This window comes from Ruegeria sp. H3 (assembly GCF_056533095.1).
This window is the reverse complement of the sequence record NZ_JBQFOD010000002.1, coordinates 264,061-288,065: the sequence shown is the minus strand read 5'-3', so window position 1 is coordinate 288,065 and position 24,005 is coordinate 264,061. Positions and strand designations below refer to the sequence as shown.

Genomic DNA, 24,005 nt, shown 5'->3' with positions numbered 1-24,005 from the left:
GTTTCCCACGATTACGACTAGCGTTCTCATCGCCAGAGGCTCCTTTTTGCGTGCAGGGACATTATGGTCGACGCGCAGGGGCGTCAACAGGCAATTGCACCAATTTTCTATCCTGAAGACCTGATTTTGCGACATTTTGTTGCGCAGATTGCCGCAGGTTGGGAATTTTAGCGAAAAATGATGTCTTGGGTGCCGGATGGGATGGATATTCGCCAGTCTGAATGCGTCAAGCAAATGTCCAAAATGGGCATGATTGGGCGGTTTAACTGAGTCACGCTGACAGAGACGGGACTACGATGGAGGTATGTCATGCTGCATGATCTGGTGGATTTGGGCCGCTATCCCATCGACCGGCCAGGTTCACAGGCTTATGACCGGATGATCGATGATGTTCAGCGCGAACTGAGCGAAGACGGCTGTGCGGTATTGCCAGGTTTTGTGCATCCCGACGGGATCGAATTGTTGGTGAAAGAGGCCGACGCGGTGTCGCCGCAGGCACATCGCTCGTTCAACCGAACGAACGCCTATTTCTCTAAAGATGACCCGCGGTTCGGAATCGGCCATCCCATCCGCCGCTTCTGTGAACGATCGAATGCCTTTGTCCCGGCGGACAATTTCCCTAAATCCGGACCCCTGCGACGGATTTATGAGTTTGACGGGTTCATGCCCTTCATCCGGACCGCGTTGGAGGAGCCTGCGGATCGGTTCTTTCGCTATGACGACCCGCTGGCGGATGTGATCATCAATGTCGTGGAAGCGGGGCAGGGCTTTCCCTGGCATTTCGACACAAACAACTTCACGGTGACTCTGGCCATTCAAAATGGTGAAGACGGGGGTGCGTTCGAATATGCGCCGAACCTGCGGACTTCGGAGGATGAGAATTTTGGTGCGGTCTCTGCCGTTCTGGATGGCGACATGTCGCGCGTGCGCCGGTTGGAACTGCAGCCAGGCGATCTGCAAATCTTCAAGGGGCGGTATTCCCTGCACCGGGTCGCGCCGGTTTTTGGCACCCGCCAAAGATATGTCGGCATCTTTTCCTTTGTGGAAACCGAAGGCATGTGCGGCGGGGTCGAGCGGACCCGGCAGCTATACGGTCGCGTCCTGCCGCATCATTATGAGCGTGAAGGCACACGGCAGGATCAATTGCTGGATTGAGCCAGCAGAATATGTAGCATGATCCTGATGCAGGCCGGAGGTTCCAATGCCCGAAGTGCTACAGATTACGCCGTTTGTTCTCTGCGCGTCACTGGAGGCGCAGATTGATTTCTATTGCCGACGTTTGGGGTTTGAATGCGGATTTAAACAGGACAACTATGCCTTTCTGTCGCGGGGGCCAGTTGCTGTCCGGTTGCTGGAATGCCCGCCACGCACCGATGGCAAACCTTTGGGTGATAACCAGTCCTTTTACATCGATGTGAAAGGTATTGATGCGCTCTTTGACAGTTTGAAAGATGGTTTGAGCGACCTGCCCGAGGGACGGGTGCGGCCACCTTTTGATCAGCCCTACCTACAGCGCGAGTTTCACGTCCTAGATGAGGACGGGACTTTGATCTTTTTCGGGGAAGATATTCGCCCTCGGAACTAAAGCCTCCCGCCCATCGGCAACGCGCCTTTGGCGCGTCTTCTCTGGTTGGGCCGGGCGGCGCGTGCCGCGCCGCGTCTGGATCAGAACCCCACACCAGTGCCCTGTAAAACCCCATGTTCCAGCGCATAGCGGGTGAGCCCAGCGGTGGAGGATATGCCCAGTTTACGCTTGATGTTCTTGCGGTGGGTTTCGACCGTGCGAACCGAGATATCCAAGGCCAGGGCGACTTCTTTGTTGGATTTTCCCTGCGCCAGTTCGAGAAGGATCGTCTGTTCCCGACCGGTCAGGGCCTCTCGGGTACTGTCGCCTTTGGGTTTCAGCGACCCGCTTGCTCCAGTGCACAGATATTGCTCGTCTGCCATGACCGCATCAATGGCCTGTTTGATTTCGTCTGTTGGGACGTCCTTGAGCAGATACCCTTTGGCCCCATGGCTGAGCGCGGTTGAGATGTATTCTGGGCTGTCATGCATCGACAGGATCAGGATGCGCGTTTGAGGCAAACGTTCAAGGATCATTTCCGTTGCGCTCAGGCCCCCCAGGCCCGGCATGTTCAGATCCATCAGGATCACATCGGGGGATAGGCTTGCGGCCTGATCCACAGCAGACTGACCGCTGCTGAGCGTACCGACCACCTCGATCTCGTCATAGCTTTCAAGGATCGACTGGATGCCCTCGGCCACCATCGGGTGATCGTCGACAATAAGGACTCGGATGGTCATGTCCCGGCCTTTCGCTTTGGTGTTGCGTCTTCCTGCGGTGGGAGCAGGTGGCTCAGCGGCAAGCTGGCTTCGATCACCGTGCCGCCATGCGGGCCGCGTGATGACAGAATACGCAGCGCCCCGTCAAGCTGTTCGATGCGCTCCTGCATGTTGCGCAGCCCGATCCCGGTGGCCACTCGGCCCGGTTCGTTTCGCAACCCGCGCCCATTGTCGGTGATCCGCATCGTCGCACCTTTCTTGTGGCCACGCAGATCGATGGTAACATGCGACGCATCGGCATGACGTTCGATATTGGTCAGCGCTTCTTGCGCAATTCGATAGAGCGCGATCTTGCTGTCCTGATCCAGCCGGTTGCGGAATACAACGGTCGAGAACTCGGTCTCGATCCCGGTGCGGTCCCGAAAATCATCCGTCAGCGATTTAAGGGCAGGGCCCAAACCCAGATCATCCAGCACACCAGGGCGAAGGTCGCGGCTGATACGGCGCACTTCGGTTATGGCGGTGCCCAAGTGTTCGATCCCTTTGTCCAACGGGTCCTCTGCATTTGAGATATCTCCACGAGATACCCGCCGCCGAGCGGTGTCCAGCGCATAGCGGACGCCGACCAATATCTGGCTGATCCCATCATGTAATTCTCGCGCAACTCGTCCGCGTTCTTCTTCCTGTGCATCAAATACACGCTGTGTCAGCTCTTTCAGCTTTGCGTCAGCCAGCCGCCGTTCGCGGATGTTCAGTAACATGCCCGAGGCAAACACGATCAGGACAGCCGCCACAACAATGGCGCCGATATACATAAAGGTGCGCTGCACACGGGCTTCGACCTCGGCGCGTGCATTCGCAACAGCGGCAACGATGTCGTCGATGAACACGCCCGTACCGACCACCCAGCGCCAATCCTGTAGCCCGACCACATAGGCGATCATCTGCGCCTCTTCTCCGGTAGACGGTTTTTGCCACATGAAACTGTGCCACCCCGCGCCTTGACGGGCGAGGCGGATAAACTCATTCACAACGGGCGTGCCATCGCTATCGGTCAGGCCCTCCCAGTTTCGGTTGATGAATTCGGTCTGCCGGGGGCTGACAAGGTTGTTGCCGTCATAGTCATAGACAAAGAAGAACCCGTCCTGCCCGTAGATCATAGCCGACAGGATCTGAGACACGAGGTTCTTGGCCACCTCGTCATCAGGTGTCGCCCGACCATAGATGTAAGCAAACCCGTTGCGGGCTTGCGTGACGTAGTTGCGCAGCTCTTCTTTCTTGGCCTCGATCAGGCTGCGCTCCAACGCTTCGATTTCGCGTTCGGCTGTTGCACGCGCTTCGTAGGCTACCAGCACGGCAATGGCTGCCACGGCCACAACCAAGGGGATCGCGGCGACAAGGGACAGCTTCTGCGCATAGGTCAGCGAAACCAGATTTCTTAATCTCTGCATTGTCGAATCGATACGCAACAGGCGGCAGAAATGCAAAAAGAATGGACATCTTAAGGACCAGAACGACCGAAAATCCGGGGTTCGAGCCGTATTTGCTAGTTATTTTCCTATAAAAACCCGTCAGAAACCTGCGTTTCTACGCAGTACTAGGTATTCCTTTTCACATCTTCGGCATTACCCTGCGGCCTACTGAATGCGACAGGCCCGGAGTGTTTCCGGGTTACGACTATGTAAGGGGAGGAACACTCATATGGATCGTCGTTCATTTCTAAAGAAATCTGCTCTGGGCGGCTCGGCTGCCGCGGCAACCGCACTGGCCGCACCGGCCTATGCGCAGGGTCAGCGTACCCTGACCATGGTGACCTCGTGGGGTCGTGGTCTGGCCGGTGTGTTTGACAGTGCACAGCGCTGCGCCGACAGCATCAACGCGATGTCCGATGGCAGCCTGAATGTCGACATCAAGGCCGCAGGCGAGCTGGTTGGCGCGTTTGAAGTGTTTGACGCTGTATCTTCGGGTCAGGCCGATATGTACCACGCGGCAGACTACTACTTTGTGGGTCAGCACCCAGGCTATGCCTTCTTCACCGCTGTTCCGTTCGGCATGACCGCGCAGGAATTGGTGAACTGGTACTACCACGATGGTGGTATGGAGCTGCATGATGAGCTGGGTTCGATCTTCGGCCTGAAATCCTTCCTGGCCGGTAACACTGGCGCGCAGGCAGGCGGTTGGTACTCGAAAGAGATCAACGGTCCCGAGGATTTTCAGGGTCTTAAGTTCCGTATGCCGGGTCTGGGCGGCCAGGCGTTGGGCAAACTGGGCGCATCCGTTCAGAACATTCCGGGTTCGGAAGTGTATCAGGCGCTGTCCTCGGGTGCGATTGACGGCACCGAGTGGATCGGCCCCTGGGCGGACGAAAAAGCTGGTTTCCAGGAAATCACCAAGACCTACTACACCGCGGGCTTCCACGAGCCGGGCGCAGGTCTGTCGCTGGCGACCAACCGCGACGTGTTCGACGAGCTGACACCGGCCCAGCAGAAGATCATCGAGATCGCAGCTGCCGAAGCGCACCAGTGGAACCTGGCGCAATTCCTGGCCAACAACGGTGCAGCCCTGCAGCGTCTGCAGTCGGGTGGCGTCAAGGTCATGGAATTCCCGGACAGCGTTTGGGATGCCTTCGGTCAGGCCAGCCAAGAAGTTCTGGACGAGAACATGGGCGACGAGCTGTTCAAGAAGATCCACGACAGTGCGATGGCGTCGATGGCATCGTCCTCGGCCTGGCTGAACCTGTCGTCTGGTGCTTACACCGCTCAGCGCGACCGCGTGCGCGGCTAAGCCCTGATCATCAGACCAAACGGTTTCCCCGCAGACGCGGGGAAACCTTTCCTGTTGCACATGCGCGGACCCATCATGCCGCACCAATAGGCAGTGCAACCGACGCGACCTGGGGACAACATGCAGGACGAAAACGGTATCTCGTTCTTCGGCGCCCTGTGGAATGGACTGATCTGGTTCATTCAGAGCATTGCCGAAGCCTTCTATAATTTTGGATATGCGATCACGCATCCGCAACTGTGGCTGAACTGGTCGGACAATGAAGCTGTGATGCGCTTTGTCTACTATGGCGGGTCGGTCGAGTTCTTCTTTGTGATTTTTGCCCTGTTTCTGGTGCTGACGGCCATTGGCCTCTACTACCGGAATTTCATGTGGGGCATGGTTCGCGGGCTGGAAGGGTTCGCAAACATCACCGGGCGGTTCTTTGCCTGGGCCGGTTTGCTGATGGTGCTTCAGCAGATCATCATCGTTTTCATGCAGCGTGTCTTTACGCGCGCGGATATGGCGTTCGGGTTTGGTATTCCTTTTCAAAAGGATATCAGTTGGTTCGCAGAAGAACTTAAACTATATAACGCCATGGTGGTCTGCCTATGCTGTACCTACACATTTGTGCAAGGCGGACATGTGCGGGTTGACCTGATCTACGCAGGCATAAGCCACCGCGCCAAGCGTGTGGTCGACATGTGCGGTGCGCTCCTGTTCATGATGCCGATGGCGGTGCTGACTTGGATGTATGGCTGGTATTTCATGTGGCGGCATCTGATCGTGCCGAAACCATCGGCCAGTGATACTCTGGACCGGTTGGTTGCCAAATCACGCGCGCTGCGGTGGAATGTGGAAACCATCGGCTTCAGCCCCAACGGTTTCAACGCATATTTCCTGTTCAAAATCCTGCTTGTCCTATTTGCAGGCATGGTGTTCCTGCATGCGATTGCGTTCCTTTACCGATCGTATCTGGAATATGTGGAAGGGCCCGAGAACGCCGGAAAATACCTCGACAAGGACAGCCTTGGCGCAGGTGAAGAAGCCTATGAAGGCGCACATTAGGGACGGAGACCCAGACAATGCTATTCGGACTTGATGGCGTCGAGATAGGCCTCATTATCGTATTTTTCTGCCTTTTCGGAGGCATCCTCTCTGGTTTCCCGGTGGCCTTTGCCATTGGTGGGGCCGGGGTCATATCCTTCGGGATCATTGCCGCGCTGGACAGTGCCGGGCTATTGATCCATCAGGCAATCGATACCAGTTCGCAAATGTACCGGGATCTGGTTGCGACGGGGGTGAAACCCGATTCAGTTTCTGTGTTCCGATACCCGGATTTGCCAAGGATCGGCGAGCCGGTCTTCCCCTCGGGATGGGAAACTGCACTGGACCGCAATGTTTCGTTTATCGTCAATCGTATGAACGAGCGTGTTCTGGCGGGCCAATCGATCGAGACACTGCTGGCCGTGTTGATGTTTGTTCTGATGGGCATCACGCTGGAGCGCTCGAAGATTGCCAATGATCTGCTGACTACAATGGCGCGTGTCTTTGGCCCGTTGCCGGGCGGTTTGGCGGTTTCGATTGTGGTTGTGGGCGCGTTCCTGGCGGCCTCCACCGGGATTGTTGGCGCGACCGTGGTGACCATGGGATTGTTGGCACTACCGACCATGTTGCGAAACAACTATTCGCCAGAGCTTGCGACCGGTGTGATTGCTGCGTCGGGTACTTTGGGGCAGATCATACCGCCCTCGATTGTGATTGTCCTTTTGGGGACACTGGCAGGAGATCTGTATTCCACGGCGCAAGAAAGTCGAGCTGTGGCAGCGGGATGTACCGATGCGTTGACCTATCTGGGTGAGCCAGCGGTGGTCTCGGTGGGGACATTGTTCCAGGCCGCGCTGCTGCCGGGGATCATGTTGGCACTTCTTTATGCGCTTTACGCCTTTGGCTATGCGCTGTTGAATCCGGACAAGGCACCTGCCGTCGAACTGTCGGGCGGGTCAGGTGAGACGATCACACGATCCGAAGGCCTGACATGGCTGCTGGGCGCGCCGGTTGCAATCATCGTTGGCGCAATGCTTCTGGGCAGTGCCGGGATCATTGGCAGCCAGAATATCTCGGTCTCGGCTTTCTCGGATGTGGGGCAGGATGCATCACTTCGGACCAATGTGTCGGAGGAATGCAAAGCCTCGATCATCGACCTGCATGGTCAGGCGGCCTGGGATCAGGCTGTGATCGAGCAACAGGAGATTGATGCAGCCGGTGGGATCGCCAATGCCGAACGTCTAAGCGAGGAAGAAATCACCGCTGCGCGTGAGGCCAAGATTGCCGATGCCGCGCCGATTGGGACCGGTGTCACGATCATCGTGGTGCTGCTGGCCCTGACCCTGGTTCTGGGTCGCGGTATTGCGCCATCGCGTTCCCCTCAGCCCCTGATCGTTGGGGCGATTGGCCTGTTGCTGATGTTGCTGGTTGATATCCTGTTGATCTCACCAATCACCTCGTCCGGCGCCACCTTCCTGCTCTTGGCCATCCCGTTTGCTATTGCGATTTATGGCTGTAAGGAAGCGGCTGCGCGTTGCGCGACCAATGATCTGATCCGCGTGGTCTTCCCGCCGCTGGTTTTGATCATTGCCGTTCTTGGCTCGATCCTTGGCGGGATCACCAACCCGACACCGGCGGCCGCGCTTGGCGCCGGTGGCGCGATCATGTTGGCTGCTTATCGTAAGTTGCGTGAGCAGGGTCAGTCGGGCGGTGTGATCATCTGGTCGACCTTCGCCGTCATCATCTGCCTGTTGCTGGGTGTGAACTTTGACCTGCGGGTGAACCAGAGCGGAGCAAACGCCGAAACCTGGATCGCCTTTGGTCTGGCTTATTCAGCTTATCTCTATGCGCTGTTTGGTCTACTTTATGGCTGCTGGGTGCTGTTTTCGAGCGGAGTTTTGACCCCTGTGGTGCGGGAAACGGCCAAGGTGACCTCGATGGTGTTCACCATCCTGATCGGATCGCAGTTGCTGAACCTGGTGGTGATCTCGTTTGGGGGTGAGCACTATATCCAGCAATTCCTAAAAAGCTTTGACAACGAGTTCACGGTCTTCCTGATCGTGATGCTGGTGCTGTTCATTCTGGGCTTTGTGCTGGATTTCCTCGAGATCATCTACATCGTGATCCCGATTGTGGGCCCGGTGATCTATGGCGGGTCGTTCGATCCGAAATGGGTGACGATCATGGTGGCAGTGAACCTGCAGACCTCGTTTCTGACGCCGCCCTTTGGGTTTGCGCTATTCTACCTGCGCGGCGTTGCGCCGAAAGAGGTGACCACCGGCCATATCTACAGAGGGGTTGCACCTTTTGTGGTCATCCAGGTGGTTGGGATCGCAATCCTGTGGTTCTTCCCGGCGATTGTAACCATTGTCCCGGATTTGATTCCGAATTGATCGGATTGAGTAATCAAATTGAAAAAGGGGGCCTGATGGCCCCCTTTTGCTTTTTATGTTGGGGGGTAAGGAGCCAGCCCCTTCTTGGCCTGCGGCCAATTCATCCCCGGGATATTTTCTGGCCAGATGAAGAGAGGATCAGGTGAACTGGATCAGATCCCATCGATTGCCGAACGGGTCGCGCCAGACGGCGACAATGCCATAGGGTTCGGTGCGAGGGTCTTCTTCGAAGTGCACACCGTTTGCGCGCATCGCGGCATGGTCGCGCTGGAAGTCATCGGTTTGCAGGAAGAAGCCGACGCGGCCTCCGGTCTGGTTGCCGATGGCGGCGTTTTGATCAGGACCAACGGCTTTGGCCAACAGAAGCGAGGCGCCATTGCTGCCAGGTGGGACAACCCGTACCCAGCGTTTGCCTCCGCCCTGATCGATATCTTGCTCCAGCGTGAAGCTAAGCGTTTCGGTGTAGAAGGCGATCGCCGCGTCATAATCCGGCACCACAAGAGTGACGGCATGCAGGCTTTGTTTCATATCAGATCAACCCTTGGTGGGGTGGCGGTCGGGCAACTGAATATTGGCAACCTGTTCCGCGATAGGGGCCGCAGAGAGCGGATGATGCGACTCATCAGAGAACGTTGCAGGGTCCTGAACCTTTTGCCATTGCCCTTGAACATAGGCTTCGAGGCCTGAGAATTTGGCCTTGTACCCCATCTTCGGGCTGCCGGGCACCCAGTAGCCCAGGTAGATATAAGGCAGGCCCGCCTCGCGCGCGATGTCGATGTGATCCAGGATCATATAGGTGCCCAGAGAGTTCTGCGGTTGCTGCGGGTCGTAGAAGGAATAGACCATGCTGAGCCCGTCATCGAGCACATCGGTCAGGCTGACGGCGATCAGGTCACCGGTTTCGGGGTCCAGATATTCCACCACGCGGCTGCGGATGGGGGTTTCCTCGATCATCGCGGCAAATTCGAACACATCCATATCGGCCATGCCGCCATCGGCGTGGCGCGTGTCGAGGTAGCGGCGGAACAGCTCGTACTGCTCGTCCGTAGCCCAGGGCGATGTGGCGCGCCGCTGCAGGTAGGAATTCCGTTTTGCGGCGCGTTTCTGGCTTTTGGTTGGGCGGAAGGCAGCAACATCGATCCGAGCGGACAGGCAGGCCGCGCAATCAGTGCAGGACGGGCGATAGAGTACGTTTTGAGACCGGCGAAACCCTTGTTGGGACAGGGAATTGTTCAGCTGGTCTGCACCTTCGCCTTGCAGGGCGGTGAACAGCTTACGCTCCAGCCTGCCCTCAAGGTAAGGGCAGGGCTGTGGGGCCGTCACATAGAATTGTGGCGCAATTGGCAGCGTATGTCGCATGAAGGTCCCATGTAGCCTCGGACCCGATGATAGCAACGGTTTTTGGCGCCGCCAAGTGATTCACGCGATGGGTGGTCAGGCCCGTTGATTGATCATGACGGTGCCAAGGAAGGCGTCTGTCAGACCCTGACAGCGCGCGCTGGTCAGCATCATGATGATCGAGATGATCTGGACTACGAAAAACGCCATGCTGATGAAATATCCGGCGGTATGCGCAAGCGCTTTGCCCATATCCATACGTTCGCCAAATGCATCGCGCAATTCGATCCCCATGAAGCGCATGCCCAGCGTGGCCGAGCCGTTTGAGATGGTGATGACCCGATAGACAAAGCTTATGACCGCATAGATCAGGGGCAGGAAAAACAGCCCTGCGCCAAAGGTCAAAAAGACGGGAACAATACACAGCAGCGAGATCAGCGCGATATCGAACAGCCAGGCGACAAAGCGCTTGGATGTGACGGACTGATAAAACTCGGGTTGTGTGTCAGGGTTGGGCAGGTGGGTCATAAACAGATTTCCGAAAATGAAGGTCGCGTTACCCTGTCCCGAAGACCGGGACAGGGCAAGGGGGATCAGGCAGGTTCGCCTTTACCGTCCTCTTCGTGGTTGTCGCGGGCGCGTTCATCCATGAACTGGTCGAACTCGGCCTTGTCTTTGGCTTCGCGCAGGCGATGCAGGAAGGCTTCGAAATCTTGCTGCTCACGTTCCAAGCGGGCCAGCGTGTCGGCCTTGTAGGCGTCGAATGCTGTGTTGCCCGAAGGTTTCATTGCGCTCATGTGGCTGTGCCAGGATTTGCGGCGGCTGCAAGATTTGCTGAACATGCGTTTGCTCCAGATCATATAGGCCAGAAGGGCCAGGCCCACGGGCCAGAAGAAGATGAAACCAAGGACCATGGCGGCGATCCAGGCACCTTTGCCTTTGTCGTCCATCCAGGCCTCGGCGCGGTGCAGCCATCCCGGGTTTGCAGGGACGGTAGGTTCGGACAATGCGGTCATTTGGTCTCTCCAGGGGTTGATGTAAATTCCTTTCACATTGTCTAGATGGGAAGCCTACAGATGGTTGCAAGGGGCGATGTGAAAAAGATTTACATTTTTTCGAGTCGGATGACTGAGAACCTGTACCCTCACAGAACGCAGCTATTGTAGTGCGCCAGTGTTTTATTCAATTTATTGAACGGATGTTTGCAGCGTCGACAGAACAGGGCTGAGCAGCGTGCGCGTTCTATCGTTTTCAGAAGTCGAACTTGCTCTGGATCGGGGGCGTGTAGGGTTCGATTAGGTCTTCGCCGTCGGATGCGCGTTTGATCGGCTTCACAGTATGATATTCAAATCGCCCCTCATATCCCGTACCAAGCGTCTCTTGCGCCTCTTGTGGTGTTGTGATGCCGTTTAACCAAGTCTCGATCTCTGAAGGGGTCAGAATGACCGGCATCCGATTATGGATGTGCGCTATCTGGGGGCTTGGTTTACGTGTCATGATGGTGCAGCTGTGCCGCCCATCTTGCGTTCGATAGAACCCGGCAAAGAACATAAGCGGTTCATTACGTTTGACTGTGACATAGGTCGGACAGCCATGCCCCTGATCCTTTTGCCATTCATAGTATCCAAGCGCCGGGATAAGACACCGGCCGTTGTTCCAATAGTCCTGCCAGAACGCGACATTCTCGATTTTGGAATTGATCATGGGCTTTTGACTGCGCGGATCCTTTAGCTGCCAGCGGGCGGACGTGAGTTCGGCAGTGTCGCCATCCCAGCGGATCATATTGACCTGATCGGTCGGTGAGACATTATAGCCCCCAGAGGGCAGCGGCTTGGGTAGATCGGGAGAGACCTTTCCATAAAGAAAGTACTCCAGAGTCGCGAGCATCTGTTTCTGCGTTAGGTGACCGGCTGCAAACTTACCACACATGGAATGAGCCTATTTTGGTTCAAAAACCGAGGCAAGGTTGAGCGTATGCCGCATCGGGCTTTGTTGTTCGTTCTTCAGGCTTGTGACCTTTGACATGTTGCCTGAAAAATATCTTTGATCGCTGTTCGTAGCTGCACATCCGCCTTCTTTCGTGCAGCCGCAGATTAGCGTAACAAACGATTATGACTATGGACGAAAACAACACCGCCCCTTCGATTGCCGAAATACTGGATCTGGAAAAGCAGGTTTGGACTGCGCTGGTTGTCGGGGATGCCAGCGCGGATCGCGCGCTTTTGAGCGCCGACTTTCTGGGTGTCTACCCGTCAGGCTTTGCCAATCGGGACGATCACGTTGGTCAATTTGCCGATGCGCCGACGATGGCTGAATTCAGACTGAGTGAGGAAAAGCTGCGGGTTCTGACGGCGGACATCGTCTTGCTATCCTATCGCGCCGACTACGTGCGGCCTGGTGCAGCCAGGTGGGAGGCGATGCTGATTTCCTCGCTGTGGGAGCGTCGGCATGACAAGTGGGTCAACAGTTTCAGTCAGGACACGCCGGTTCAGAACGCGTGATGCGTTTGACCCATTGACCTTGGGGTGAGGCAATGCGCAGGGTCGCGATATGAGTGACAGTCTGGCCATCACCCGTTTGCCACGCGCGTTCGACCCGTCTTTGGGCGATGAAACACGTGATTTGCTGGCGGATTTGACACCTGAACAAGGGGAGTTGATCGCCGGAACCGCCGGGTCTAGCCCCTATCTGAAGGGGCTGATCGAGCGCGAAAGAGACTGGCTGCCGCAGGCGCTATCCGGTCCGGATCAGGCCATGGTCGAGCTTATGACCTCAGCCTGGGCCTTGGCTCCGGATCAGCTGAAGCCGGGTCTGAGGCTTGCCAAGCGCCGGATGGCGCTGCTGACTGCGCTAGCCGATATCTCGGGTGCGTGGCCTTTGGAAAAAGTGACCGCTGCGCTGACTGATTTCGGAGCGTTGGCGGCAGATGTCGCGGCCAAGGCCGAGATCGCCGCCCTGATCCGGCGCAAGAAACTGCCCGGAATGACCGAAGATGACGTCGAAACCGCTGCTGGGATGGTCATTTTGGCGATGGGCAAGATGGGCGCGCATGAGCTGAATTACAGCTCGGATATCGACCTGATCGTACTGTTCGATGAAACACGTCATGAACCGGACGATTTCTACGATGCGCGGCATGGGATGGTCCGCGCCACACGCAACTTCTGCGCCACGCTCAGCGACAAAACCGCTGACGGCTATGTCTTTCGCACTGATTTGCGCCTGCGCCCTGATCCGGCGGTGACACCGGTTTGCATGGCGATGGAGGCGGCTGAGCGGTACTATGAAAGCCTTGGCCGAACATGGGAACGCGCCGCTTATATCAAGGCGCGCGCCTGTGCGGGCGATATCGCTGCCGGAGAGCGGTTTCTGGAAACTCTGCGTCCCTTTGTTTGGCGTCGGCATCTGGATTTTGCCGCCATTCAGGACGCCCATGATATGCGCCTGCGCATTCGCGAGAATAAAGGGACAGGTGGCAGCCTCTCGATTCCTGGCCATGATATGAAACTGGGACAGGGCGGTATTCGTGAGATTGAATTCTTCACCCAAACCCGACAACTGATCGCAGGGGGGCGCGACCCGGATCTGCGGGTACGTGGAACGGTTCCCGGTTTGGCTGCTTTGGCTGCAAAAGGCTGGGTGCCCGACGACGTCGCGTATAAACTGACCGATCACTATCGCGCGCATCGTGAGGTCGAACATCGGATTCAGATGATCCATGATGCTCAGACCCACAAAGTGCCGCAATCCGAGGACGGTATCGAACGCGTGGCCTGCCTTATGGGTGTCAGTAGTACCGAACTGACGACCGACCTGACCCGCCGATTGACCGAGGTGCATGACTTGACCGAGGGGTTCTTTGCCCCCGGTCCTGGTGCGACCCCGACGCCCGAGCAAGAGGTTACGTTCGACAAAAGCATCCTGGCCCGCTGGGCCTCTTACCCGGCGCTGCGTTCGCAACGGGGCAGGCGCATCTTTGACCGGCTCAAACCTGAACTCCTGTCGCGCCTCGCCAAGACAGCACAACCGGAAGAGGCCTTGGTGGCGCTTGACGGGTTTCTGGCCGGGCTGCCCGCCGGGGTGCAGCTGTTTTCCCTGTTCGAGGCCAATCCGCAGCTGATCGATTTGTTGATTGATATCGTGGGCACGTCCCATGCGCTGGCCTCGCATCTGTCCCGCAATGCCTCGGTCTTTGATGCGGTCATAGGCGGCAGTTTCTTTGCTGACTGGCCCGGGCAGCAAGATCTGCAGGCCGAGCTGGAACAGGCTTTGGCGGCCGAGTCGGACTACGAAACCCAGCTTGATCTGGCGCGGCGCTGGTGTAAGGAATGGCATTTCAGGGTCGGGGTGCACCATTTGCGCGGGCTGATCAACGGCGCACAAGCGGGTCGTCAATACGCAGAACTGGCGCAGGCTGTTATCGCTTCGATCCTGCCTCATGTGACCGAGAATTTCGCCCGCAAGCATGGCCCCGCTCCGGGGCGTGGTGCTGCCATTCTGGGTATGGGGTCGCTTGGGGCAGGGCAGATCAATTCGCAATCCGATTTGGATATGATCGTGATCTACGACCCGCTGGAACAGGAGATGTCCGAAGGTCCGCGCCCACTGGCTACCCGCACCTACTATGCGCGGTTCACGCAAGCACTGATCACGGCACTTTCGGCCCCGATGTCTCAGGGGCGGCTCTATGAAGTCGACATGCGTTTGCGCCCGTCAGGCAATCAGGGGCCGGTGGCGACCAGTTGGGCCAGCTTCACCAATTACCAGCAGAACGAAGCCTGGGTTTGGGAGCACCTTGCCCTGACACGCGCGCATGTGGTGGCGGGTGACGCGGGGCTGGCCATGGATATCGAAGCCTTTCGGGCTGATTTCCTGTCGCGTTCGCGCAATATGAAGAAGGTTTTGCACGAAGTGGCCGAAATGCGCACGCGGCTTGCCGCTGCAAAAGCCCCTGCCGGAGTTTGGGATGCCAAAAATGGTCCCGGCCGCTTGATGGATATCGAACTGATGGCGCAAACCGGCGCGTTGATGGCAGGTCTCGCGGATCGTGATGTGCCCTCCGGCCTAGATGGCGCCGTCGCTGCCGGGTTGCTGGATGTCGCGCAGGCACAAACTCTGAAAGACAGCTACGATCTATGCTGGTACGTGCAATGCGCAGCGCGGCTGCTTTCGGGCAAAGTAATCGAGGCTGACAAGATTGGTGAGGGTGGTGCGGCGTTCCTGTGCAGGGCCACTGGGTTTGAACAGGTTGAGCAACTGCAATCCGCGCTACAAGACACTTACGCGACCGCTGCCGAAATCATCGGCAGCGTCATCAAAGAGGGCGAAGATGGCACGCAGCACTGATCCCAATGACCCCAAGGGCCTGATCCGCGAAGCCTATAACATCGAAGGCATCGCTTTGCCGGAATGCCGCAGCATCTTCCTCGATTGGGCGCTCAGCCTGCCGGAGGGGCAGGATCAGAAGCAGGCGTTGACCACCCTGCATGCCACCTATGCTGCGCAGGATGCCGACCACCCGATGACACAGGTCATGGCCGAGGGGTTGCGAGCTTCAGAAGCACCAAAACGACGTGGCGGTTGGCGCTCGCGCCCGCGTTAGGGCTTTTCCCCCGGCGCGTGCATCACTAATAGGAGGCCATGACCAATACCACTGATCACCCACGTATCCGTCTGAAACCCAAAGCCAATGCGCGCGGCCTGCGACATGGGTTTCCCTGGGTCTATGCCAATGACATCGTAACCGATCGCCGCACTCGCAAAATCCCGGCCGGAGCGCTGGCCGTGCTTGAGGATGAAAAGCGCGCACCTATCGCTTTGGTCGCGGTGAACCCCGACTCAAAAATCATGTGTCGCGTATTGGATCGCGATATCGAGGCCGATCTGAACGCCGATTGGTTCGAAACCCGCCTGCAACGCGCGCTTGAGATGCGCGAACGCCTGTTCGACGCGCCATATTACCGCCTGATTCATGCCGAAGCCGATGGTTTCCCCGGTGTGATCATCGACCGTTTCGGCGATGCCTGTGTCATCCAGCCCAACGCCGCCTGGGCTGAGGCGCATCTGGAGGTGCTGACCGACGCGCTGGTAAAGGTGACCGGCGTGACGACGGTTCTGAAAAACGCCTCAGGCCGCACCCGCGGTTTGGAAGGGCTGGATGACGTGAACCAAACCCTACGCGGTAGAGCACCACACGCACCGCTGCCGGTGCCCATGAACGCAGCAACCTATATGGCCGACCTGACCGGAGGCCAGAAAACCGGCCTGTTCTACGACCAGCGCCCAAACCACGCTTTCGCTGCCCGTTTGGTTCATCCCGAAGCAAGGGTGCTGGATGTGTTTAGCCACGTGGGCGGCTTTGGCCTTGCCATGTTGGCCGGAGGGGCCGCGTTTGCGACATGCGTCGATGGCTCAGCCGCGGCTTTGGACTTGGCAAGCAAAGGGGCCAAAGCCACAGGCTGCGCGGATCGTTTTCAGGCCCGCCAGGGCGATGCGTTCGACGTTCTGACCCAGCTGGGTGATGAGAGCGCCCTATTCGATGTCGTGATCTGCGACCCACCCGCCTTTGCGCCCTCGAAACAAGCACTGGATGCAGGTCTGCGCGCCTATGAACGTATCGCACGCCTAGCCGCTCCTTTGGTCAAGCCCGGTGGCTATCTGGGCCTCTGCTCCTGCTCACACGCCGCCGATCTGGGCCGCTTTCGTGATGCGTCCTCGCGTGGGATTGGCCGCGCTGGCCGGCAGGCACAGCTGATCCACACTGGTTTCGCAGGCCCCGATCACCCACAACTGCCACAACTGGCAGAAAGCGGTTACCTCAAAGCCGTGTTCTACCGTCTGTGAGGGCGGTTCTCGATACCTGCGTCATCTACCCGACAGTGATGCGAGAGATGTTGCTGGGCGCTGCAAGCCTGGGCCATTTCACCCCGATCTGGTCCGCCCGTATTCTGGAAGAATGGGCCCGCGCTGCCCGCAAGCTGGGTCCCGAGGGCGAGGCTCAAGCCCGCGCTGAAATTGCCCTGGCGCAGGCGCACTGGCCACAAGCCGAACGCGCACCCACACAAGGGCTCGAAAACCGTTTTTGGCTGCCTGATGCTGCAGATATCCACGTTCTGGCAACCGCGATAGCCGCTTCAGCCGACATTATCGTGACCGTCAACGCGAAGGATTTCCCGAAAAATATCCTGGCAGAAGAGGGACTCGACCGTCGTGACCCCGATGGCTTGCTGCACGGTCTCTGGCTCTCGGACCCCGACGGTATGGCCACTATCGCCAACCGCGTTCTCGATGAGGCCAACCGCCTCTCTGGCGACCAATGGACCCTGCGCGCGTTGATGAAAAAGGCACGCCTCCCACGCCTGGGCAAAGCCCTTTCCCAATAGGTGCGATCCCCCTTCATCTGGCTATAAATATCCCGGGGAGCGCGAGGGGCTGGCCCCTCGCTGCCTAAGCCTGGCCGCCCGCACTCCAACGCTGCTCTAGTGCCTCCAGCGCTGCGATCCGCTCACCCGTCTTCGGATGGCTCATCAACCATGCTGGCACCATTCCAGCCCGCTGCTGGGTCAGGTCCTCCAGCTTGTGAAACAAGGACTTTTGCGGTTCAATCCCGATCCCGGCCTTGGTCAGCAAGGCGGCGGCGTATTCATCGGCCTCATATTCATCCTGGCGCGACAGGCGCGAGGCCAGCAATGAGGTCAGCGCATTGGCGATCATCGCACCAATAAAGGGAATGAACCGGTTCAGCACCATGATCAGCGCTGTCCGCATCGCGTTCTGTCCGGAAAAATCAATCATTCGCCGCTTGGCATGACCCAATGCCACATGCCCGAGCTCATGCGCGATCACGCTGGCCATTTCCTCGGCTGAAACCTCTCCGTTGCGAAACTTGCGATAAAATCCGCGGGTGATGAAAATGCGCCCATCGGGCGCGGCCAACCCATTCACCGGATCGATCTCATAGATATAGACCGGAACCCGCGCGATATCCAAAGCGGCGGCCAACCGGTCGGTCATCCTCTTCAATACAGGATCGGCCAGTTCGGTTGATTTCTGATCCAGCTCACGATGGGTGCGCCAGACGGAAATCCGGTACATCACAAGGCCATACGCAATGGCCAGCAGGATCGGGGTGAAACGCAACATGGCTCAGATATGGGGGCGCCGCAGCAGCAGGGCAACATAATTCTTCAGCAGATCAAATGCCCGAGAAACAGATACACAGGCCCATCACCCGGATCCCTCCGCTTCACTCATCCAAGTGATCCATATTTAGAAAGGTGAGTACATCACCGGCACGAGGAGCACGGATATCCAGAATAAACCCCTGATCCATCACGGCCTGAAACACCTTGGCCAGTCCGGTTTGACCGTAAATTCCCGGATGAACTTCAATCACAAGGCGAGGTACAGAGCGGAGGTCACATTTCTGGAAAAGCTCCAACTCACCACCTTCGATGTCGCAAATGATCATCGTCGGGGCAAACCTTGCAATTAACGCGTCGAAATCCAAAATCGGTACCTCGACTTTGTCAATGTAGGCGCGTTCGTCGCCATTCAGGGACGACGCCCAGAAGTTCTTTCTAATATAGAAATCGACTGTGTCGCCATCTGAGGATTGCCCCAGAATGCCATGAAGACACTCGGCCTTTTGGGAAACCCCGTTTCCTTCAAACGTCGTGCGTATTACGTCAATCAATGCGGGGTTTGCTTCGACTGATACAACTTTATCCACCTTTTCGATCTGCGCGATCTTGGTCGACAAGAAACCAACTCCAGCCCCGATATCCAGAACACGCTCGCCTTGTTCGATTCACCGCTCGGCATGACGCAATTCTGCGGTTTCGTACCGCCCCAACCTCATAGATTTCAAAATTCGACGTGTGAACAATCCGGGCGCCTTTTGAATCCAGACCCCGCGATAAGACACCGAGCCATCGTCTTCAAAGAACTCTTCTGACATCAATAAACCTCAGATCTGGTTTGGAGTATCGAACGCCCAGAAACGCAGGCGTAAGTTCCACTTTTCCGAATGCACATTAGTCGGAGTGGCCGGGTTGTAAAACCTTAAAGATCAACGGCCTTTAGCCCTCGAACCATCAGCGCGATGACCTCAAGGAGCATCTCCTACCGAGTCAGTTCCCGCATGCCCTGTTCCAGGCCGGACAAGGTCATCGGCACCATTCGATCCTCGAAAATCTCGCGGATCATGCCGATGGAATGGGTGTATTCCCAGTATTTCTCGGGCACCGGGTTGATCCACAGGTTTGACGCCCATTGTTGGTGTGTTTTGCACTCCTGAAAAGAGAAGGCTACGGACGCAACAAACGTCTGTTCTGTTTGTTATGCGCTGCAAGGTCCTTTGTTTAGGGACGCATGAAGTAACGCGAGTTGCCTCTCGTGATTGACGCGCGATACTGAGAATGTATGTAACTCTAAAAGACTATTCTACCCCATCCGATATTTTGAAAGTCTCTCATGAACAAAATTCGACTGGCCGCTGTCGGTATCGCTCTGGCTGCCGTTGTTCTGGCGGTTTCAGCGCCTTTTGGCGTTGAAGCGAAAGCCCAGAAGTGCCTCTTAAGAGGCAATTCCGATAAGGAGGTCATCGCTGGTTGCACATCGCTTCTGGCCTATGACGATCTTGCAGAACACACTCGATCGCAGGCCCTGTTTCACCGCGCGCTGCGTCTGGCTAGACAAGATCCCGGTTTGGCCGAGGCCGACTACCTTGCAGTTCTTGAAATCACGCCGGATTGGACAGCGCCTCTACACAATCTGGGTCTGATCTACTTGAACAGAGATGAGCATGATAAAGCCTTGTCGCTGTTCAACCACCTTCTGGACGTTGACCCGGCATCTGATTTTGGCCACAGCGGTCGGGCGAATACGTACTATGAAATGAAGCGGTATTCGGAAGCTTTGGCAGATACGAGGTTTGTTCTCGCGTCCGATGCCAACGCAGTGATAGATCAACATCGCGAAGGGCGAATTCTGGATAGGCTTGAGGACTTTGATGCGGCGCTTGAGGCATACTCCCGAACCGTTTTGCTTGACACCAACTATGCTCTAGTGCGACTGGATCGCGCCTGGCTATACTACCAGCATCTTGAACTGCCGTATCACGCAGAAGTCGACCTCAATCATGTTTTGGCTCTATACCCAAATGACCACGTTGCATGGGCCGTCCTTGGTGATGTCCTGCTGCGACTTGGTCGATACGCAGAATCTGAGACGGCGATTGAACGTGCTTTGGCAGTCAAACCGGAATACGACTTCGCGCTCCGTACTGCAGAGCGGTTTGTACGGGAAACTGCCGAAGCAATAGCAAGGAGCGAAAGGCTGAGTACACCCGCTGCGCGCGAGATTGCTGGGCCTTCTTTTGGTACACTGCTGGCTCGAAGCTTTGCAGATCTTGATGAGCCGGAGCGCGCGCTTGCTGAATTCGATACGGTTCTTGCGAATCTGCCGGACAATGCTTTTGCACATGCCGGGAAAGCAGATGTCTATTTTGATCTCGGGGACGACGAAGCGGCAATCAGCTCACTTAATGATTTCTTTGAAGTTGCATCGAAACGGGAAGAGGGCAATGAAATCTCGGACGAGGTGATTGATCGACAATACACGAAACTCGGCTTTTCTCACCATCGTCTTGGAGACCCGCAAGCTGCGCTTGCCGCATGGCACAGAGGTTTGGAAAGCGCAGGTTCAGAAGACATTTCGCTTTGGCAGCTTCGCCTTCAATCCGCCGGTCACTATGCGGGCGGGCCAGATGGTGAAATCAGTGATGCGTTGCTGAATGGGCTGTCAAAATGCGCGTCAGACCCTGAGTGCCTTGACTGAACACAAAAAACACCGGCTAAGAAATGTCGTTCTATCGTAATGCATGCCAGTGAAGATGGCTTTAGTCTCGAAGCAAATCTTGCGGCCTACCGCGTCAACTCGCGCATGCCTTGTTCTAGGCCGGATAAAGTCATCGGCACCATGCGGTCCTCGAAAATCTCGCGGATCATGCCGATGGAATGGGTGTATTCCCAGTATTTCTCGGGCACCGGGTTGATCCACAGGTTTGACGCCCATTGTTCGCGTGCGCGTTGCAACCAAACCTGACCCGCCTCCTGGTTCCAATGCTCATTGGCGCCGCCGGGATAGGCGATCTCGTAAGGACTCATCGAGGCGTCACCGACGAAGATGCATTTGTAGTCGGGGCCGTAGGTGCGCAACACCTCATGCGTAGGGGTCTGCTGGTCCCAGCGGCGGCGATTGTCGCGCCACACACCCTCATAGAGGCAATTGTGGAAGTAGTAGTACTCCAGATGCTTGAACTCGGTCCGCGCAGCAGAAAACAGTTCCTCGACCACTTTGATATGGGGGTCCATTGATCCGCCAACGTCCAGAAACAGCAGAACCTTGACCGCGTTGTGACGTTCGGGCCGGGTCTTGACGTCCAGATAGCCATGTTCCGCCGTGGCGCGGATCGTGCCGTCGAGATCAAGTTCTTCGGCAGCGCCCTCGCGCGCCCAGCGTCGCAGGCGTTTCAGGGCGACCTTGATGTTTCGAGTCCCTAGTTCAACAGTGTCGTCCAAGTTCTTGAATTCGCGCTTGTCCCAGACTTTTACAGCGCGCTGGTGGCGGCTTTCCTTCTGGCCGATCCGCACCCCTTCGGGGTTGTAACCGTAGGCCCCGAACGGAGAGGTTCCGGCGGTGCCGATCCATTTATTGCCGCCCTGATGGCGGCCCTGCTGTTCCTTGAGACGCTCGCGCAGCGTCTGCATCAGCTTGTCGAAACCGCCAAGCGCCTCGATCTCGGCCTTTTCTTCGGCCGACAGGTGCTTTTCGGCCATTTTCTCAAGCCAGTCGGCGGGAATGTCGACCGCCTCCAGAACCTGATCAAAGCTGATCTCGCCCAACCCTTCGAAACTGGCGGCAAAGGCACGGTCGAACTTATCGATATTGCGCTCATCTTTCACCATCGACACACGGGCGAGGTAATAGAACGCCTCGACATCATAAGTGGCCAGACCCTTTTTCATCCCCTCCAGAAAGGTCAGATACTCCCGCAGAGAAACGGGTATGCCAGCCTTGCGGAGGTTCTCATAAAAGGGCAGGAACATCGGTCAGATCACCAGTCGAACCAGGATCAGCGAAATCACAAGTCCCAGCAAGGCAAAAGCAATACCATAAACTGCTGCATACTGAGCGATATCGGCGCCGTTCCCGTTGCGTTTGCGCGCGTTCCAAGCGCCTAGTATCGCACCCAAAACAGCCATTCCCAGGACTACCAGCATGTATTTGTCATCCGCCTATATTGTTACCGGCTGATCTGGCCGCGCGGCTTTCTGCCAGGGATTTCACCACCACATCTGCGCCAAACCCGTATCGCGCCCACCCCAGACTGTCCAGTCTGACGGCGCGTGCCTGCTGAACCTGCCCGGCCTGCATTAGTGCTTCGGATTTCAACAAGAGGAGCGTCGCCAGAAGCGAAGCGTTTTCGGCTCGCGTCATTACATCTATGGCCTTATCCAGATCAGGCAACACGTTAGGGCCTTGATCCTGAGCCAGCGCGAAAGACGCGGTTTGTGCTGTGACATGGGCGCGATGTACCTCGGTTCCCGGCGTAGCATTCAGGAATTGCAGGGCGATCTGATATTGCTGGAGGGCTGCTGCGGGATCGCGGAACTGGATCATGCGCCCCATCAGATAGTGCGGATAGGCACGGCGGTGGTCGGTCCAACCCTGTTGCTGGCCAATCTCTGCGGCCTTCTGCGCAAAGCGGAATTGTCGGGGTGATCCGGGGCCGGGGCCAAGCGTTTTGTTGATCGCGTCAATCCACGCGCGAGGTGTTGTCGTGAAGGGTTGAGCTGGCAACCTGTCTCCACGCGGGTTCAGGCGGCTCAGCACTGCGGGAAGGGCGGCTTCAACCTGTTCGCGCGTCATGCCTGTTTTCAACTCGGGCGCATAGGCCGTCCGCAGGATCAACATGTCAAAGCCGGTCAGGACTGTATGGATGTTATCGTCGTTGAACACGGAATCGGGCAGGTGATACAGGTCGTTCAGCGGCCCCAGCGCCTGCGCCAGCTCCTCATGCAGGCAATCGCGCATTTCTTGTGGGCTGACATCGTAGGGAATGAATATGCCCAGGCGTTCCCGTTGTCGCAGTTCGGTCCAGCTGCTTTTTGCCTTGCGACGATCCCGGCGGTATTCTTCCAGGCTGGAGGAATTAGGCACCACAAAGCACGCAGCATTCGGCAAGATACGGTGAATGTCGCGCTGACTGACGGCCTCGATGGTGATATTGGCCTGACCTTCGGAAACTTGCCGGATATCGATCCCCGCTTCGCGCCGCAATCGGGTCAGCAATCGGGCGAGATCGCTCTGCATGCTGGGGGTGGGTTTGCCCGTCAGCCGCACCGTGACCGGGGTTTCAAATCGGGTGAAAGCGGGCAGCTGCGTGCCACTTTCCAGGGCAAAGTGCAGATCTAGGAAATCAGCTGCTATGTTTGTGTTGGACCTAGCCGGAGGGGTGGGCCGAGACGTCGTAAAGCTGTTGGCCGGGGGCAAGGCCTGTTCAATGGTTGTCACATTGCCCGGCAGTTCAATCCGCTCGACCGATGCGCAGGCCGAGAGGAGACATACCGCAGCAAGGGCGCCCCATCGCATCATGAGCGGTTGTACTTGATAAAGGGCGTCAGCGTGCCGATCCGGTCATAGAGCTGGCGTGCTGTCTGGTTGTGATCCTGTGTCAGCCAATAGACCGTTGGCGCACCCTGCCGGTCGGCCTCGTCATACACCGCCTGGATCAATGCGCGCCCTACACCGGTCCCGCGCGCCTCGGGGCGGGCATAGAGGTCTTGCAGGTAACAGACTCTTTCCACCTTCCAGGCATGGCGGTGGAACAAGTAATGTGTGAGCCCGACCAACACGCCGTCCTGTTCGGCAACGAAACAGGAAAAATCCTGCGGATCGTCCCCAAGCAAACGTGCAAACGTCGATTCATAAATCTCATCAGGCAGAGTCGTTTCATAGAAGGCCAGATAGGCCTGCCACATTTCGGCCCATTGATCTTTGTCCGCGGCCCGCAAGGGGCGAATTTCTGGTGCATTGGCCAAGTGATACGTCCCTATTGATAAACTGAGCCCCGGTTGCCCGATGCTGACATCCGGCCCGCCCCAAGGCAAGCCGCGT

General features: G+C 57.1%; 24 protein-coding genes and 1 pseudogene. 11 read left to right on the top strand and 14 right to left on the bottom strand.

The annotated features are described in order from the left end of the window. Positions 1–309 precede the first annotated feature (309 nt). Together ACR0JE_RS04060 and ACR0JE_RS04055 are read left to right on the top strand one after the other, a co-directional pair. Positions 310–1,155 (top strand): HalD/BesD family halogenase, encoded by an 846-nt coding sequence (locus tag ACR0JE_RS04060; RefSeq protein ID WP_480863149.1) that lies wholly within the window; start codon positions 310–312, stop codon positions 1,153–1,155. A gap of 46 nt (positions 1,156–1,201) precedes the next feature. After that, a complete protein-coding gene (locus tag ACR0JE_RS04055; protein WP_480863147.1) occupies positions 1,202–1,585 on the top strand; it encodes a bleomycin resistance protein in 384 nt (127 codons plus the stop codon). 80 nt (positions 1,586–1,665) lie between these two features. Here the strand turns inward: ACR0JE_RS04055 and ACR0JE_RS04050 are convergent, their stop codons facing one another. Together ACR0JE_RS04050 and ACR0JE_RS04045 are read right to left on the bottom strand one after the other, a co-directional pair. Next, entirely contained in the window at positions 1,666–2,304 is a 639-nt protein-coding gene (locus ACR0JE_RS04050) for a response regulator transcription factor (RefSeq protein WP_170530537.1), read from the bottom strand. Further along, positions 2,301–3,734: a cache domain-containing protein gene (locus ACR0JE_RS04045; protein WP_480542528.1), complete on the bottom strand. Its 1,434-nt coding sequence runs from the start codon at positions 3,732–3,734 to the stop codon at positions 2,301–2,303. Before ACR0JE_RS04045 ends, ACR0JE_RS04050 begins: the two co-directional genes overlap by 4 nt. Before the next feature lie 250 nt (positions 3,735–3,984). Here ACR0JE_RS04045 and ACR0JE_RS04040 point away from each other — a divergent pair, with 250 nt between their 5' ends. The 3 genes from ACR0JE_RS04040 to ACR0JE_RS04030 all read left to right on the top strand — a co-directional run bounded on the left by ACR0JE_RS04040 (position 3,985) and on the right by ACR0JE_RS04030 (position 8,486). Then, positions 3,985–5,067: a TRAP transporter substrate-binding protein DctP gene (locus ACR0JE_RS04040; RefSeq protein ID WP_170530535.1), complete on the top strand. Its 1,083-nt coding sequence runs from the start codon at positions 3,985–3,987 to the stop codon at positions 5,065–5,067. A gap of 120 nt (positions 5,068–5,187) precedes the next feature. Continuing rightward, on the top strand, positions 5,188–6,114 hold the full coding sequence (locus ACR0JE_RS04035) for a TRAP transporter small permease subunit (RefSeq protein WP_480542530.1): 927 nt from the start codon (positions 5,188–5,190) through the stop codon (positions 6,112–6,114). Positions 6,115–6,131: 17 nt separating this feature from the next. Then, positions 6,132–8,486, top strand: a complete 2,355-nt coding sequence (locus ACR0JE_RS04030) for a TRAP transporter large permease (protein WP_480863144.1) — start codon at positions 6,132–6,134, stop codon at positions 8,484–8,486. A 138-nt stretch (positions 8,487–8,624) separates the two neighbouring features. Here ACR0JE_RS04030 and ACR0JE_RS04025 read toward each other — a convergent pair whose 3' ends face one another. The 5 genes from ACR0JE_RS04025 to ACR0JE_RS04005 form a co-directional block, all read right to left on the bottom strand. Continuing rightward, positions 8,625–9,014 carry a VOC family protein gene (locus ACR0JE_RS04025; RefSeq protein ID WP_480863142.1) on the bottom strand — a complete coding sequence of 130 codons (390 nt, stop codon included), beginning with the start codon at positions 9,012–9,014 and terminating at the stop codon, positions 8,625–8,627. A 6-nt stretch (positions 9,015–9,020) separates the two neighbouring features. Continuing rightward, a complete protein-coding gene (locus ACR0JE_RS04020; RefSeq protein WP_480542536.1) occupies positions 9,021–9,845 on the bottom strand; it encodes an arginyltransferase in 825 nt (274 codons plus the stop codon). Positions 9,846–9,920: 75 nt separating this feature from the next. Beyond that, positions 9,921–10,352: an RDD family protein gene (locus tag ACR0JE_RS04015; RefSeq protein ID WP_480542538.1), complete on the bottom strand. Its 432-nt coding sequence runs from the start codon at positions 10,350–10,352 to the stop codon at positions 9,921–9,923. A 65-nt stretch (positions 10,353–10,417) separates the two neighbouring features. After that, complete coding sequence (locus ACR0JE_RS04010; RefSeq protein WP_170530529.1) at positions 10,418–10,840, bottom strand: DUF2852 domain-containing protein; 423 nt, start codon at positions 10,838–10,840, stop codon at positions 10,418–10,420. A gap of 235 nt (positions 10,841–11,075) precedes the next feature. Continuing rightward, on the bottom strand, positions 11,076–11,753 hold the full coding sequence (locus tag ACR0JE_RS04005) for an SOS response-associated peptidase (RefSeq protein WP_480542540.1): 678 nt from the start codon (positions 11,751–11,753) through the stop codon (positions 11,076–11,078). Positions 11,754–11,941: 188 nt separating this feature from the next. Here ACR0JE_RS04005 and ACR0JE_RS04000 point away from each other — a divergent pair, with 188 nt between their 5' ends. From ACR0JE_RS04000 to ACR0JE_RS03980, 5 genes are read left to right on the top strand one after another with little or no spacing between them, the layout of a single operon-like run. After that, the gene (locus ACR0JE_RS04000) at positions 11,942–12,325 is read left to right on the top strand and encodes a DUF4440 domain-containing protein (protein ID WP_480542542.1); all 384 of its coding nucleotides are present in this window, start codon (positions 11,942–11,944) and stop codon (positions 12,323–12,325) included. Between the two features lie 49 nt (positions 12,326–12,374). After that, the gene (locus ACR0JE_RS03995) at positions 12,375–15,170 is read left to right on the top strand and encodes a [protein-PII] uridylyltransferase family protein (RefSeq protein ID WP_480863139.1); all 2,796 of its coding nucleotides are present in this window, start codon (positions 12,375–12,377) and stop codon (positions 15,168–15,170) included. Next, positions 15,154–15,426, top strand: a complete 273-nt coding sequence (locus ACR0JE_RS03990; RefSeq protein ID WP_480542546.1) for a hypothetical protein — start codon at positions 15,154–15,156, stop codon at positions 15,424–15,426. Before ACR0JE_RS03995 ends, ACR0JE_RS03990 begins: the two co-directional genes overlap by 17 nt. Before the next feature lie 38 nt (positions 15,427–15,464). After that, positions 15,465–16,667 (top strand): RSP_2647 family RNA methyltransferase, encoded by a 1,203-nt coding sequence (locus ACR0JE_RS03985; protein ID WP_480863137.1) that lies wholly within the window; start codon positions 15,465–15,467, stop codon positions 16,665–16,667. Continuing rightward, complete coding sequence (locus ACR0JE_RS03980) at positions 16,664–17,206, top strand: RSP_2648 family PIN domain-containing protein (RefSeq protein WP_480863135.1); 543 nt, start codon at positions 16,664–16,666, stop codon at positions 17,204–17,206. Before ACR0JE_RS03985 ends, ACR0JE_RS03980 begins: the two co-directional genes overlap by 4 nt. A 64-nt stretch (positions 17,207–17,270) precedes the next feature. Here the strand turns inward: ACR0JE_RS03980 and ACR0JE_RS03975 are convergent, their stop codons facing one another. The 3 genes and pseudogenes from ACR0JE_RS03975 to ACR0JE_RS03965 form a co-directional block, all read right to left on the bottom strand. After that, a complete protein-coding gene (locus ACR0JE_RS03975; protein ID WP_480863133.1) occupies positions 17,271–17,966 on the bottom strand; it encodes a M48 family metallopeptidase in 696 nt (231 codons plus the stop codon). A gap of 103 nt (positions 17,967–18,069) precedes the next feature. After that, positions 18,070–18,633, bottom strand: coding sequence for an FkbM family methyltransferase (locus tag ACR0JE_RS03970; protein ID WP_480863234.1), 564 nt, complete (start codon positions 18,631–18,633; stop codon positions 18,070–18,072). A 314-nt stretch (positions 18,634–18,947) separates the two neighbouring features. Next, positions 18,948–19,112 (bottom strand): annotated as a pseudogene (locus ACR0JE_RS03965) (VWA domain-containing protein); the annotation flags it as partial. Between the two features lie 186 nt (positions 19,113–19,298). On the opposite strand from ACR0JE_RS03965, the gene ACR0JE_RS03960 reads away from it, so the two are divergent. Further along, complete coding sequence (locus ACR0JE_RS03960; RefSeq protein ID WP_480863131.1) at positions 19,299–20,663, top strand: tetratricopeptide repeat protein; 1,365 nt, start codon at positions 19,299–19,301, stop codon at positions 20,661–20,663. An 86-nt stretch (positions 20,664–20,749) separates the two neighbouring features. On the opposite strand, the gene ACR0JE_RS03955 is transcribed toward ACR0JE_RS03960, so the two are convergent. From ACR0JE_RS03955 to ACR0JE_RS03940, 4 genes are read right to left on the bottom strand one after another with little or no spacing between them, the layout of a single operon-like run. Continuing rightward, positions 20,750–21,934, bottom strand: coding sequence for a vWA domain-containing protein (locus ACR0JE_RS03955; protein ID WP_480863129.1), 1,185 nt, complete (start codon positions 21,932–21,934; stop codon positions 20,750–20,752). A gap of 3 nt (positions 21,935–21,937) precedes the next feature. Continuing rightward, positions 21,938–22,108 carry a hypothetical protein gene (locus ACR0JE_RS03950; RefSeq protein WP_480497662.1) on the bottom strand — a complete coding sequence of 57 codons (171 nt, stop codon included), beginning with the start codon at positions 22,106–22,108 and terminating at the stop codon, positions 21,938–21,940. A 7-nt stretch (positions 22,109–22,115) separates the two neighbouring features. After that, positions 22,116–23,483, bottom strand: coding sequence for a DUF2927 domain-containing protein (locus ACR0JE_RS03945; protein ID WP_480863127.1), 1,368 nt, complete (start codon positions 23,481–23,483; stop codon positions 22,116–22,118). Beyond that, positions 23,480–23,869 carry an N-acetyltransferase family protein gene (locus ACR0JE_RS03940; protein WP_480863232.1) on the bottom strand — a complete coding sequence of 130 codons (390 nt, stop codon included), beginning with the start codon at positions 23,867–23,869 and terminating at the stop codon, positions 23,480–23,482. Before ACR0JE_RS03940 ends, ACR0JE_RS03945 begins: the two co-directional genes overlap by 4 nt. Positions 23,870–24,005 lie beyond the last annotated feature (136 nt).